This window comes from Cohnella luojiensis, assembly GCF_004564235.1.
Classification (GTDB): Bacteria; Bacillota; Bacilli; order Paenibacillales; family Paenibacillaceae; genus Cohnella; species Cohnella luojiensis.
Genome location: NZ_SOMN01000037.1, coordinates 1 through 12758 on the forward strand (window position 1 = coordinate 1; position 12758 = coordinate 12758).

The 12758-nt window shown below is 52.9% G+C and carries 13 protein-coding genes; 6 read left to right on the plus strand and 7 right to left on the minus strand.

Translation table 11 applies throughout. The features are described from left to right. Window positions 1-376: 376 nt before the first annotated feature. Complete coding sequence (locus tag E2980_RS19875; protein ID WP_135154020.1) at window positions 377-1525, minus strand: DUF3900 domain-containing protein; 1149 nt, start codon at window positions 1523-1525, stop codon at window positions 377-379. Between the two features lie 136 nt (window positions 1526-1661). Here E2980_RS19875 and E2980_RS19880 point away from each other — a divergent pair, with 136 nt between their 5' ends. From E2980_RS19880 to E2980_RS24350, 5 genes are all read left to right on the plus strand, one after another. Further along, a complete protein-coding gene (locus E2980_RS19880; RefSeq protein ID WP_135153975.1) occupies window positions 1662-3593 on the plus strand; it encodes a dihydroorotate dehydrogenase in 1932 nt (643 codons plus the stop codon). A gap of 31 nt (window positions 3594-3624) precedes the next feature. Further along, complete coding sequence (locus E2980_RS19885) at window positions 3625-4431, plus strand: hypothetical protein (RefSeq protein WP_135153976.1); 807 nt, start codon at window positions 3625-3627, stop codon at window positions 4429-4431. Between the two features lie 74 nt (window positions 4432-4505). Continuing rightward, complete coding sequence (locus E2980_RS19890; RefSeq protein ID WP_135153977.1) at window positions 4506-4649, plus strand: DUF4023 family protein; 144 nt, start codon at window positions 4506-4508, stop codon at window positions 4647-4649. A 157-nt stretch (window positions 4650-4806) separates the two neighbouring features. Beyond that, a complete protein-coding gene (locus tag E2980_RS24345; protein ID WP_167747194.1) occupies window positions 4807-4983 on the plus strand; it encodes a hypothetical protein in 177 nt (58 codons plus the stop codon). A 40-nt stretch (window positions 4984-5023) separates the two neighbouring features. After that, window positions 5024-5179 carry a hypothetical protein gene (locus E2980_RS24350; protein WP_167747195.1) on the plus strand — a complete coding sequence of 52 codons (156 nt, stop codon included), beginning with the start codon at window positions 5024-5026 and terminating at the stop codon, window positions 5177-5179. A gap of 101 nt (window positions 5180-5280) precedes the next feature. On the opposite strand, the gene E2980_RS19895 is transcribed toward E2980_RS24350, so the two are convergent. Continuing rightward, complete coding sequence (locus tag E2980_RS19895; RefSeq protein WP_135153978.1) at window positions 5281-5631, minus strand: DUF3243 domain-containing protein; 351 nt, start codon at window positions 5629-5631, stop codon at window positions 5281-5283. 103 nt (window positions 5632-5734) lie between these two features. Further along, a complete protein-coding gene (gene def, locus E2980_RS19900; protein WP_135153979.1) occupies window positions 5735-6253 on the minus strand; it encodes a peptide deformylase in 519 nt (172 codons plus the stop codon). Window positions 6254-6432: 179 nt separating this feature from the next. Here def and E2980_RS19905 point away from each other — a divergent pair, with 179 nt between their 5' ends. Further along, the gene (locus tag E2980_RS19905; RefSeq protein WP_135153980.1) at window positions 6433-6639 is read left to right on the plus strand and encodes a hypothetical protein; all 207 of its coding nucleotides are present in this window, start codon (window positions 6433-6435) and stop codon (window positions 6637-6639) included. A 336-nt stretch (window positions 6640-6975) separates the two neighbouring features. On the opposite strand, the gene E2980_RS19910 is transcribed toward E2980_RS19905, so the two are convergent. The 4 genes from E2980_RS19910 to E2980_RS19925 form a co-directional block, all read right to left on the minus strand. Further along, window positions 6976-9252: an ATP-dependent DNA helicase gene (locus E2980_RS19910; protein ID WP_135153981.1), complete on the minus strand. Its 2277-nt coding sequence runs from the start codon at window positions 9250-9252 to the stop codon at window positions 6976-6978. A 157-nt stretch (window positions 9253-9409) separates the two neighbouring features. Beyond that, on the minus strand, window positions 9410-10717 hold the full coding sequence (locus E2980_RS19915) for a 6-phospho-beta-glucosidase (RefSeq protein WP_135153982.1): 1308 nt from the start codon (window positions 10715-10717) through the stop codon (window positions 9410-9412). 44 nt (window positions 10718-10761) lie between these two features. Then, the gene (locus E2980_RS19920; RefSeq protein WP_135153983.1) at window positions 10762-11736 is read right to left on the minus strand and encodes an N-acetylglucosamine kinase; all 975 of its coding nucleotides are present in this window, start codon (window positions 11734-11736) and stop codon (window positions 10762-10764) included. Window positions 11737-11761: 25 nt separating this feature from the next. Further along, entirely contained in the window at window positions 11762-12754 is a 993-nt protein-coding gene (locus E2980_RS19925; RefSeq protein WP_135153984.1) for a LacI family DNA-binding transcriptional regulator, read from the minus strand. Window positions 12755-12758: the final 4 nt, after the last annotated feature.

Here is a 12758-nt window from a genome sequence, read left to right on the forward strand (position 1 = left end):
CAAATCCTGCCGCTACGCGGTCCTTACCTCGCCACTTGCGCGGGCTTAACGGCAAATCCTGCCGCTACGCGGTCCTTACCTCGCCACTTGCGCGGGCTTAACGGCAAATCCTGCCGCTACGCGGTCCCTACCTCGCCACTTGCGCGGGCTTAACGGCAAATCCTGCCGCTACGCGGTCCTTACCTCGCCACTTGCGCGGGCTTAACGGCAAATCCTGCCGCTACGCGGTCCTTACCTCGCCACTTGCGCGGGCTTAACGGCAAATCCTGCCGCTACGCGGTCCTTACCTCGCCACTTGCGCGGCAAAACCAGCACCGCATAGCGCTATGCTCAACAGAGGCACTTCAGCCAGAGGCAACCCGCCTCCGGCTGTAACTCAATCCAAAGCCGGAGCTTCGCCCGGGGCTACCCGGCGAACGCCGTTGCCTACGCGCCGCAGCACCTCGTTCATCTCCTCCGGATGGAGCAGCTCGATAGGCGATACGCCTTTGTCGAACTGGAAGGAGTCCCCTTCGATCAGAACGACGTACCGTCCGTTCATCCGGGCGATATGGATGTTGTTGCCGTAGTCGTCCATGTGCCCCTTGATCAACACATCGTCCAGCCGGAACTTCAGCTCGAGATCAGGCTGCATCTCCACTATCTGTTTGGTCGCTTCGACGACATGCTCGTGGGTCCATTTCTCCTGCAGCTCGCGTTTCTCGCCCGCGGCCCATACGTCGAATTGCTGCTTTTCTTGCCGCATCGCGACCGTTTCTTCCGTCTCCGCAGCTTCTGCCGCATCCTCCGCGTGATACGGGATATCCGCGCCTTGCCACTTGGTTTCCATATACTGATGAACCAATTCCATTACCTGGTCGGCCACGATCTCGGGCTTCGACTTCTCGTAGCTGACATACTTAAGGAAATCCTCGAAATACCTGGCATGGGAAGCTTGATGAATCTTCAGCTCCCACTCCTCCAGCATCCCTTCCTCCGGCATATGCGGATATTGAATGGACTTGATATTTTTCGCGTTAATCGCCATCTCCACTTGGGAGATCAAGCTTTTCTCATCCGACACCCTCGCGATCTTCGATTCAAAATCGCATTTGAACAGGAACAGGAAAGGATCATTATACAGCTCGTTCAGCTTGGCCGTAGCCAGCACGAACGCTCCACCCCTCGCCGATTGAGTATCCATATAGATGCGAAGCAAGTCATCGCCGCAATTGTGAAACTCCGCTTTGTCCGCAGCTGTTCTTAGACGTTGAAACAAATTATAGTTAGGATTGCTCGTCAAATCATGTCCGGGCTCCACGACGAATCGTCCGATCTTCGTCGGCACCTGTTCGGATACCGCGTTAATCTCCGCTTTCCGTTTGGCGATTCGCTTGAACTCCCCGTCGAGGAACAATTTCAGTTCGCTATCCTGGTACTCTTCGTGCGTTAACGTTTGATAATGCTTGTACTTCTTAGGCCCATCCGGATCGGATCCCTCATTCTGAATGACGAAAAAAGATAAATATTGAACGGCGAATTTCATGTCTGGCTCCCCGCTTGCTCCGATGAATTTCGTAAAACCTAACCGAATCTTATCAGGTTCGCTCGTCCGCGACAACCCAATCGCCCCTCCAGGATGTGATATACTCTTTTTGAAAATATTGCTGGGAGTTGAGCTCGTGCCGGATTGGTCTTACCAAACCTTGTTTCGTCCGCTATTGTTTCGGTTGCCTTCCCGGGCCGCGCGCGGCTTAACGCTGAACGCGATGAGAAGGATAAGCCGCCTCCCTGGGGGCACCTTGCTGATTAAGACGTTAGGACACATGGAGCCTCCCCCCCTATTGCAGGGGCGAATTGCCGGAATCCCGGTTCCTACACCCGTTGGGTTATCGGGTATCGTGGACCCTCAGGGCACCGCGCACCGAGCCATCTCTCAATTCGGATTCGGTTTTATAGAGATCGGCCCCGTCACCCTTCATCCGATCGCTAGCCCCGAGCCCATCCTTAACGATTGGCGACAGGAGAGAATCGTCTATCCTTGCGAGTATGAGAATGAGGGACTTCCCCGGATGAAGCGGATGATCAAGAACCCGAGCCATCCCTTGCCGCAATTCGTTCGGATCGCGCCGATGCCGGGAAGCTCCTCCGAACAAGTCACTGCTGAGCTGAAATCCCTGCTTCACTCTTTAACTTCCGAGACAGTCGCAGGATTCTACCTAGATTTCTTGTCATGCGAAAGAGATCAAGAAGCCAATCTCAACCTACTGGAACAAGTCATCGCGATGACACGGCAACGGCACCCCTACTTAAACGGAAAGCCATTGTTCCTGCACGTTCCCTTGGACTATCCGGAATCTTGGCTGGAACAAGCCATCGCCCGAACCGATTCCACCATATGGTCTGGATACGTCATCGGCAATTCCCTTAGGGAAAGCCGCGGAGTAGAAGTAAGCCGTAGGGGTAAAGAGCTCATCCTATCCAAAATAAAACTACTAAGAGCCGCCATTTCCAAGGATAGCGTTATTAAAGCAAGCGCCGCGGTACATGAACCTCAGGACGCTCTGGATATGCTCCAAGCCGGAGCCGACAACGTGCTGCTAAACAGCGGTCTCGTATTCTCCGGCCCGGGATTCCCCAAACGGGTTAACGAAGCCATCATCTACGATAAAATAAGATCATCCCCTCTGCCGGAACAACCTTCCTTCTGGAAGCATTGGGGCTGGATGTGTCTGCTCGGCATCGGCATGATCGTCGGGGGCATGATCGCTTGGCTAATCGCGGCATCTTCAGTCGTGCTCCCTTATGATGAAGATTTCCTAGAAATGACGCGCGAGGAGCTCCAGCAGATCAATCAGCATCTGCTGCACTTCATGTCACACGATAGAATCACGTTAGCCGGCACGATGATATCCATTGGCATCCTCTACTACCAATTGGCGAAGAACGGCTTGAGATTCGGTCTGCACTGGGCGAGAACAGCTCTAATGACTTCGGGAGTCGTCGGTTTCCCTAGCTTTTTCTTGTATTTGGGATACGGTTTCTTCGATCCCTTCCATGCAGCCGCGGCAGCCGTACTCTTCCCCATGTTCCTGCTTGCCATGCGAAGAAATCCCGATCAGCCCTTCCGCAAGCCGGTGAACCTGCGCAATAGCCGACAATGGCGTCTCGCCATGTGGGGGCAGCTATGCTTCGTAGCTTTGGGCATCGCATTGAGCGTAGGAGGTGTCGTCATCGCGAGCGTCGGAGTCACCCATGTATTCGTCCCTCAGGATTTAGCATTCATGGGCGTAAGCCGAGAACAATTGGAGCTGGCTAACCCACGGTTAATTCCGCTCATCGCCCATGACCGGGCAGGTTTCGGGGGAGCCCTCTTCTCCGACGCCGTCATGCTTCTCATTCTCGCGCTGTGGGGACTGCAGCAGGGCGAGCGTTGGTTGTGGTGGACTTTGCTAGCGGGCGGAGCCCCAGCGTTCATCGCCGGTCTGAGCGTTCATTACCATATCGATTACACCGATTTCTTGCACCTTCTGCCCGCTTATGTCGCCGTGGCGCTTTACGTGGCCGGACTGATCCTGCTCTACCCTTATTTGATGCGCAAAGCCAACATATGACAACAACAACTCCCGACGACGTGACTGTAATATGACTAAAACGATGACGCCGGTAACTTATGCGGTTACGTATCGATGGAATATAATGACTCTCGTGGAACGGAAAGAGGATTTCGCAGTGCACGGCGAAGCTTCTCCAACGAACAATTTCCAAGGAGACATTATCGATATGAAAAAGACGCTTCGATTACTCACGACAACCGCGCTCGTATGCGCCCTAATGGTTCCAACTCTTGCTTACGCGGCCGAAAGCAGCCAAGAGCCAGCACCACCGGCTCCCCTTGCTCCCGTTAACGCATCGCTTCAAACAGACGGGGCATTCGCCGCCCTTCAAGTCGGCAAGCAAGTATACGTTTATAACAATGACGGCCAACTATACCAAACGAAGGGCAAGGAACGCATCGGCGATCTGAAGGATCTGTTCGTCATTCCTTACGGGCCGATGCAGGTTCAGATGATCTTGATCAAGAACGACAAAAACGGCTATATGGTATTCAGCGACCTGTGGCCGAAATTTGCCCCATGCAAAGAGAACGACTCTATCGACGCTTATTTCAGCGGCCGCGTTCATGCCGCTCCCCGCGACAAAATCGTCACCAGAACCGGCCATCACTATTCGGAGCAAATCGGCGATGAAGTCGTCACTTATACCGCGAACGATTTCGATGACATCGGCAAAGGATTCCATGAATCCATCCGCGTCAAAGGCAAATTGAGAGGCTTGATTCTGTTCGATTGCTGCGCGTACGTTGTCTTGGACGACGGCAAAGAAACGCTCTCCGTCTATCACGCCGGCGAGAGCGGTGCGGAACTGGCCAGCTCCATCGCATTCAAGTGAACGATGCATGTAGAATCCTTCATTTTGGGAATAGTATGTAGGTGATCTCAATTTTAGGAGGGACCTTCTTTCCAATGGACGATACGCATCAGTTTGTAGAGAAATTACACGATACGCAGAAGAAGGATAAACGGAACAGACGTCGCCCAAGCGCGGGAGACTCCAGCGAGAAACCCGGCCTAAAGCTTCCTGGAAAGCAGCACAGCACCAATAAATAATTTACGACGCGCATACGATGGCCCCTTCTCTCTCTTAGGAAGGGGTTTTTGATTACTATCCATAGCGGAAATTCGCTTCGGTTTAATCAAATGCCGCGACAGCATGAAGAATTCGCTCATACGATGTGGAGGAATACATGGACAAGGGGGTTCAACCGTGACCCGTACCCGAGTGAAATCCTTCCGCCGCCGCATTGGCAAGAACCATTATCTCGTCATTCAAATTTATCAGCTCGCTAACGCCCACGCCGATTCCGGCAACGCTCTAGCAAGCAATGCGCTTAACATCAAGTTCACTAAGCAACGCAAAGGCAAAGGCAAAGGTCGCCTTTAAAAGTTACTCGCCCTACTCCCATGGAAGGGGGTGGTAAACGATGCCACGCAAATCCTCGTCTAACGTCAAGAAATGGAAAAACGGCAAAACGAACGTCAATGTCGGCCAAAAAGCGAATGCTTCCATTAATCAAGGCGGAAACGCCATTTCCATTAACGCAGTCGATATCGGAGTCGTCCGCATTCGCCCTCAGTAAATTCATCGGATAGGATCCGAAAGAGATCGCCCGTCGGGCGGTCTCTTTGCTTAGTCGTTGATGCAAAAGAGGATGCCCCTAATCGGACATCCCTCTACCCGTTAATGTTGACGTTGCGAATGTGCCAGCTTCACGAGCATGTGCGCCAGCTTGTGGCGTTCTTCTTCCGTACCGACTTTCCATAGCTCCTGTAGAAGCTTCTCTTCGCTATTGCGGGCATCCTCATGGCTTGCCAAGTAATCCGCCACCTTCTGGGCGATTACGGCCATTTGCTCCTCGCCTAGGCCAATGCTTTCCGCCATCTTAATGCGTTTGCCTAGATAACCTTTAAATTCATCGAAATCCCTGAGGATTCGGTCCTTCTCGTCGGCATCGATACTGGAGATCGCGCGATCCACCTTGCTCGGATCGATGTCTCCGTCCTTGTCCACGACATGGTTGTACTCGGACATTTGGATTCCTCCTCGCACGATTTATTTATGCTTTAACATTTTAACCCTTTATCAAGGAATTGAACCTCTGCCCGAGTATAAAAAAAGACACCCGCAAGGTGTCCTACAATCCCTTATTCGTCAGCTTCACGACTTCCAGAACGCCGATCTTGCGCTGGGTCTGGTCCTCATAGATCCAAGGGTCCCGAACATGGTCGACGAATAAGATTCCGTTAAGATGGTCGATCTCATGCTGCATGCAGCGAGCCAGGAAGCCTTCGCCTTCAAGGTCGACTTTCTCTCCTTGCCGGTTAAGCGTCGTAATCTTCACGTACTGGGCTCTCTTCACGTAGCCATGGTAGCCTGGAAAGGACAAGCAAGCCTCGGCACCCTCTTGCTCCCCGCTTGCCTCTATTATCTCCGGATTGATAAGTTCGATGAGTCCCTCGCCACAGTCCATGACGATGATTCGTCTAAGGATTCCTACCTGAGGCGCCGCTAAGCCAGCCCGGCCTTCCGACGCATAGAGCGTTTCGGCCATATCGTCCAGCAGCTTGAGCATTTTCGGCGTTAGCCCCTCTACGGGCCTGGCTTTCTTGCGAAGAATCGATTCTCCGAATAGCACGATATTTAACACGGACATCTACGTTCATGCCCCTTTCATAATCTATGTTTCACCGTTCGACATTTCCGCCGCCTACTATATCATATTGCTTACCCGCTAACAACATTATCATAATTCTAATGTTTCGCTTCCCGTAGCCATGGGGTATTAATCTCTCAGTACCGCAAAAATTCGATCTGCAGAGAGGGGACTTCCACATGGAATCCAAAACAAACAATAGGAAATGGATCACAATCCTTCTAACCGCCACGATGAGCGTCGCTTTGCTGTTCGGCGCTACCGCATGCAACGATAACGGCAACAACGGCGGCACGGACGTAGTCGTCGAAGATAACACGCCGGACGCAAGCGTTCCGGCAGAGTCGGGTGCCGTAGAAAGCCCATCCGCGAGCGCCGCGGAATAAACCGTTTACGAAGAAAACCCGCGACATTCGCGCTTCGGCGCGGATTTCGCGGGTTTTACATTATCTTTTAGTAGATCCATTTGAAACGCTCTCGAACGTTGCTGTAGCCATACTTTTTATAGTTACAGCCCTTCCGATTCGCTTCCCACGTGCTCTAGCCATACTTTTTATAGTTACAGCCCTTCCGATTCACTTCCCACGTGCTCTAGCCATACTTTTTATAGTTACAGCCCTTCCGATCCACTTCCCACGTGCTCTAGCCATACTTTTTATAGTTACAGCCCTTCCGATCCACTTCCCACGTGCTCTAGCCATACTTTCTAAGGACATAATCCATCATCTCCGCCACTCCTCCGGCAGCAGACGGGAATATTGCGGCTTCAGGTACCTGTCGTCGATGAGCGCGAGCACGCCGCGGTCCCGCTCGGAACGGATGAGCCTGCCCCCCGCCTGCAGCACTTTATTGATTCCAGGGTACACGTAGGCATAATTAAATCCGTTGCGCCCTTCATCGTCGAAGTAACTCTTGATTAAATTCCGTTCCAACCCGAGCTGAGGCATGCCTACCCCGACGACTGCCACTCCCTGCAGCCGGTCGCCAACCAGATCGATGCCTTCCGAGAAAATGCCTCCCATAACCGCGAATCCCACCAAACTCTGAGCGTTCTCCGCGTCGAACGCAGCGAGAAAACTTTCCCGTTCCTCCTCCGCCATATCCGGCGTCTGCAGCAAAGTCCGCACGCGCTCATGATCGTTCTCCGCCATGAATACCTCGTAAACCCCGTTCATATACGCATAGGACGGGAAGAAGTACAAATAATTCCCGGGCCTTTTCTCCACTAGCCCGCGAAGCAAATGGACTAAAGGCGCTTTCGTCTCTTCCCGGTCCGCGTACCTCGTGGAGATCGGGGCAATGGACACTTCCCATTGTTCCTTGGCGAAAGGAGATCCGAGCGTAACCGAATAATCCTCTTCGTCCGCGCCCAGCATGTCCATGAAATAAATGAGCGGGGATAACGTCGCCGAGAAGAAGACGTGCGAGCGGAAGCCTTTGCCCATCTGCCGCAATAGCTGGGACGGATTCATGCAGAACATTTTCAGCCGGACATCGTTTCGGTTGACTTCGGAGTACGTAATGTAGCTCTCGTCGTATAGCTTGCCAATCCTAATAAAACTTAGTGCCTCAAAATAAACCTCCAGAAGTCTCGTGCTTACGGCGCCCGCCGCCAACTCCCGCTCCGCCTGCGCTACGAAAACCTCAACCAATTCCAGCAGCTCTCTCGGGGCCTCTTTGGTTATTGCAGCCTCACCGTCCGATCTCTTCCTGACCTCGATGAACCGCTTATTAATCGCCTTGGCCGCCGAATGAATATCCGCGCGAACCCCCTTGAACTCCCGCTCCAGCTCGAGGAAATCCTTCTTGTCCAATGCCGCCGAGTACATCTCCCGGGCGCGGTCGATCAGGTTATGCGCCTCATCCACCAGCAGGACGGTTTCGTGTTTTCGTTCGCCGGTCAAGCGTTTCAATGAGACGCGAGGATCGAATAAGTAGTTGTAATCGCAGATAACGGCATCCGCGCCATATGCGGCGTCGAGCGACATCTCGAAGGGACAAACCATATGCTTGCGCGCATATTTCTCGATAACATCCCGCCGAATCAACGTCTCGTTTTCCAACAGGTCAAGAATAGCTCCGTTTATGCGATCATAGTACCCCTCCGCGTAGGGGCACTTCTCCTTCCGGCAATCCACTTCCTCTTGAAAGCAGATCTTGTCCTTTGCGGTGACCGTCACCGCACGCAGAATAAGCCCCTGCGACTTCATCAGAGACAACGCATCCTCCGCTGCCGTCCTCGTAATCGTCCTGGCCGTTAAGTAGAATAGATGCTGAATTTTGCCCAACCCGATCGCCTTAATCGCCGGATACAAGGTCGATATCGTCTTCCCGATTCCCGTCGGAGCCTTGGCGAACAGCTTGCGTCCCTCGTCGATCGCCTTGTAGACGGAGCTAACGAGCTTCCTTTGCCCTTCCCGATAAGCGGCGAACGGAAAGTCCAACCCTTCGATGCTCTCATCTCTCAACCGCTCATTGCGCTGCAGCATTCGGGCATAGGGCGCATAACTTTCCACGATCTGCGCAATGTAAGGCACCAGCTCTTCCAAGGCGACTTCCCGCTCGAATCGCTTCTGCTCCTCCGTGTCGACTTGAACATAGGTCAGGCGAACGCGCATCCTCTGCACTCCGCTATTCAAGGCATACATGTACGCGTAAAAATTAGCCTGCGCCCAATGCACCGGATAAGAATCCTCTTCCGTCATCGCGCCGATATCCATCGAAGTCGACTTGATCTCGTCGATCGTGATCCCGCCGTCCTCGCCGACCAGCAGCCCATCGCATCGCCCGTCTACGACAAATAGGAGATCCCCGTAAGGGATCTCCGCGCTTAGATGCACTTCTTTTTGGTCCTGCTCGCCGTATTGCTTCTGTATTCTCTGATGGGCTTTCGTACCCTCTGCCAGCGTGGTCATCGTACGAAACCCCGAATCGATGCTCCCGCTTAAGAACACGTACTCGACAAGGCCTCTAACTGAAAGGGCTACCGTATGCGGCATGGGATGGATTCTCCTAATAAAAGAACATTTGTTCCTCTATTTTAACGGTAAACCCGAGTCCTGTTCAACTATTGGATTTTACCCCATGAACAGAAAAGCCGGAAACGCGAATTGAGCAGTACGGCCAGAATCGCCATTACCCGAAATAAATCCACCGCTATTTGGTAAACACCGGAAGATAAGGCTTGTTCTTCTCCAGCATCTCGTCCAGCATCGCTTTGGCCACGTTCACAGAAGGGACTAACGGGTGGCTCGCCATTGCTTGAAGCGCTATACCCCTGTCCCCGGTAATCGCGGCTTCGATAGTCAGCCGTTCATAATTCTTGACCGCCGCGATCAAGCCTTTCGCTTGCTCGGGTACGACCGATACCGGAAGCACGATCGGGCCTTTGCCCGTCACGACGCAATTGACCTCGATCGAAGCATCCGCAGGCAGAAATTCCAGCGTTCTGCCGTTCGCGACGTTCAAGGTTTGAATATCCCTCTTATCGTTGTAAAGCGAGTCCATCAGGTTTACCGCCGCTTCGGAATAGTAGGCGCCGCCGCGTTTCTCGAGCTGCTTCGGCTTTTCCTTCAGGTCCGGGTTCTTGTACAGCTCGAACAGCTCGTCTTCCACGCGTTTGACGACCTCTGCACGCGTACCGTTCGCTTTCAAGGATTCCAACTGCTCGTCGAGCATTACGTCCGTCATGTAGAAGTACTTTAAGTAATAGGACGGAAATCCGCCTAGCCCGCGCAAGAAATCCAAATCCCATTCCGACGCGGGAACGTTTTTCCCCGAATATTCTTCGCGTTTATCCAGTAATTCCGTTAGTTTGTCTTCGCCGTCGACTTCGATCCGAGTCACCCAGTGGAGATGATTAAGCCCGACAAACTCGGTATAGATGCGGTCCGTCGCCGTCTCGTATTTCTTGCTCAGCCATTTGTGCAATCCGATAGGAGCGTTGCAGAGCCCGATGCTCTTCACCTTCGAATAGCGAGTAATCGCCTCGGTAACCATCCCGGCCGGGTTCGTGAAATTCAGCAACCACGCATTAGGAGCCAGCTCCTCGATATCCTTGCAGATATCCAGCAATACCGGAATCGTTCGCAGCGCCTTCATCATCCCGCCCGGCCCCGTCGTTTCTTGCCCGATGACCCCGTATTTATTCGGGATATGTTCATCCCATTTGCGAGCTTCAAGCAGTCCTACCCGCATTTGCGTCGAGACGAAATCCGCTCCTTCAATTGCCTTGCGACGGTCTAGAGTCAAATGCACTTCTATAGGAAGCCCTGATCGGGCTACCATCCTTTTCGCCAGCTCGCCTACGATCTCAAGCTTATGCATGCCTGCCTCGATATCGACAAGCCATAGCTCTCTGACCGGCAACTGCTCGTATCTCTGAATAAATCCTTCCACGATCTCCGGCGTGTACGAGGAACCTCCGCCGATGACCGCGATTTTCAAACCGTTTCCTTTTGCCATCTATCGTCCATCTCCCTTGTCGGCCATCTCTATCATCATGTCGTTCAAATCAAGCTAAAGTCGGATATAGAGCGCAATCGACGATTGATCTTTTCCGGCAAGCCAATTCCGCTAGATTCGGCCGCAAGCCATACCGCTCCGACAACCGGCTCCACTTTAAGCTTTACGATAGTCGCACGCGGGGCTGCTTCCTTGACGGCATGTTCAATGTAAGCATGAACGAAGTCCCCTTCTCCGCGGGTCACGACGCTTCCTGCCAGCACAACGTCAAAGCACTCGCTTCCCATATCAAGATGCTTGATGACGGCTTTGGCTGACTTGCCCAGCTCCACGCCTTGGTTCCGCAGGATTTCCCTGGATACCGCATCCCCCTGATTCGCCGCCTGGAACAGCAGCTTCGTCAATTTGAGCGGAGGAACCTCGTTATGATCCAGATAATCGTCGAACATCTCTTGCACGCTGGCGTACCTAAGCTCGTCTAAGACGAGCTGCGTCAACAAGGTAGGGCGTTCGCGGCCATCCCATGCTCGAATGACCGCCCGGAATGCCTCGACGCACAACGAACCGCCGCCGCCGAAGTCCCCGAATTGATAGGAGAATCCGCCGCATTGGTAGAACCGTCCTTCCCGGTTCACTCCTGCGCTATTCGTTCCGGTTCCGCAGATCAGCACGACCCCATACGGGCGATTCGTACCCGCCCGAAGGGCGATCATCGTATCGCAATTGATCTCATGCCTTGGAAACCCAAGCTCTGCGATCATGGGACGCAGAATCTTGTAATCCGCCTCCCTGTCCGCGCCCGCCAAGCCAAAATAGGCGAATTCGATATTTTCCCGCTTTAGCCTTGCATGCTCCAATGCCATCTCGACGGATTTACGAATATTGCGTCTCGCTTCATCGTAACCTACCTGGTGATTCCCGTTGCCGCTGCTCCCTTTGCCTACGATCTTTCCTTGCTCATCGACAATCAGCGTATACGTTTTGCTTCCGCCGCCATCGACGCCTAAATAATATTTCAACGCGCTCACTCCTGCCTATGCCAACCTATGTTTTACGTGCCGTTGATTCCCTGATGATCAGTTCCGGTTCGATTTGAATCGTTACGTTTCGTTTTGACGGATCGTTAATGGCTCCAAGAAGCAGATCAACGCTTGCCGCGCCGATTTTGTCAGCCGGCTGCCGGATCGTGGTAAGCAACGGCCGAAGCTCGGAAGCGAATATTTGATCGTCGAAACCGATAATCGATAGATCTTGAGGGATTCGTACGCCCTCGACCATGCATGCGTTGATGACGCCGAGCGCCATATAGTCATCCGAGGCGAAAATCGCCGACGGCAGATTCCCTGAATCGATCCACCGCTTGGCGATTCCGTACCCCGAAGAGATTTCAAATGTGCCGCGTTCAATGCCGTAAGGCTTTAATCCCGCTTCTTCAAGCGCCAACAAATACCCCTGTTCCCGTTCTCTGCTGCTGAGAAAAGGGTCCGGTCCGCCGATATGGGCAATCTCGGTATGACCGAGGTCGATAAGGTGTCTCGTCGCATCGTATCCTCCCTTAAAGTTATCCACGATAACGGAAGCAACGGAGGAACTCCTGCGGGAATTATCGATCATGATAAAAGGGATTTTCTTCTTCTTAAGCTCCATGACATACTCGTCCTCATCGACCGGGGAGAGCAAAATAACCCCGTCAACGCGGTCTTCCTGAAATAAGGAACGATGAAACGCATCTTCGTAACCGGTCGAAATCGAAAGCGCCAGAAAATAGCCCTGCTCGGCAAGCCTGTCGTTAACCTCTTTGACGACGGCATCCAAGAACGAGTCATCCAACGTTGTCAAAGTCAATCCGATAATGCCCGTTTTCCCTCGAGCCAGACTGCGTGCGGAAGCATTCGGATGATAGTCGAGCTCCTTCATCGCCTGCAGCACTTTTTCTCTATTATTATGGCGTACCGAAGAGGAGTTGTTGAGCACTCTCGATACCGTAACCACGGACAAACCGGACTTCTTGGCAACATCAAAGATACTGACCTTCATCGTT

Coding starts and splice junctions, on each gene's coding strand:
- E2980_RS19905 (WP_135153980.1), top strand. CDS start 6,433: ATGGAATCCAAAACAAACAATAGGAAATGGATCACAATCCTTCTAACC.
- E2980_RS19925 (WP_135153984.1), bottom strand. CDS start 12,754: ATGAAGGTCAGTATCTTTGATGTTGCCAAGAAGTCCGGTTTGTCCGTG.
- E2980_RS19885 (WP_135153976.1), top strand. CDS start 3,625: ATGACTAAAACGATGACGCCGGTAACTTATGCGGTTACGTATCGATGG.
- E2980_RS19875 (WP_135154020.1), bottom strand. CDS start 1,525: ATGAAATTCGCCGTTCAATATTTATCTTTTTTCGTCATTCAGAATGAG.
- E2980_RS19910 (WP_135153981.1), bottom strand. CDS start 9,252: ATGCCGCATACGGTAGCCCTTTCAGTTAGAGGCCTTGTCGAGTACGTG.
- E2980_RS19895 (WP_135153978.1), bottom strand. CDS start 5,631: ATGTCCGAGTACAACCATGTCGTGGACAAGGACGGAGACATCGATCCG.
- E2980_RS19890 (WP_135153977.1), top strand. CDS start 4,506: ATGGACGATACGCATCAGTTTGTAGAGAAATTACACGATACGCAGAAG.
- def (WP_135153979.1), bottom strand. CDS start 6,253: ATGTCCGTGTTAAATATCGTGCTATTCGGAGAATCGATTCTTCGCAAG.
- E2980_RS19915 (WP_135153982.1), bottom strand. CDS start 10,717: ATGGCAAAAGGAAACGGTTTGAAAATCGCGGTCATCGGCGGAGGTTCC.
- E2980_RS24350 (WP_167747195.1), top strand. CDS start 5,024: ATGCCACGCAAATCCTCGTCTAACGTCAAGAAATGGAAAAACGGCAAA.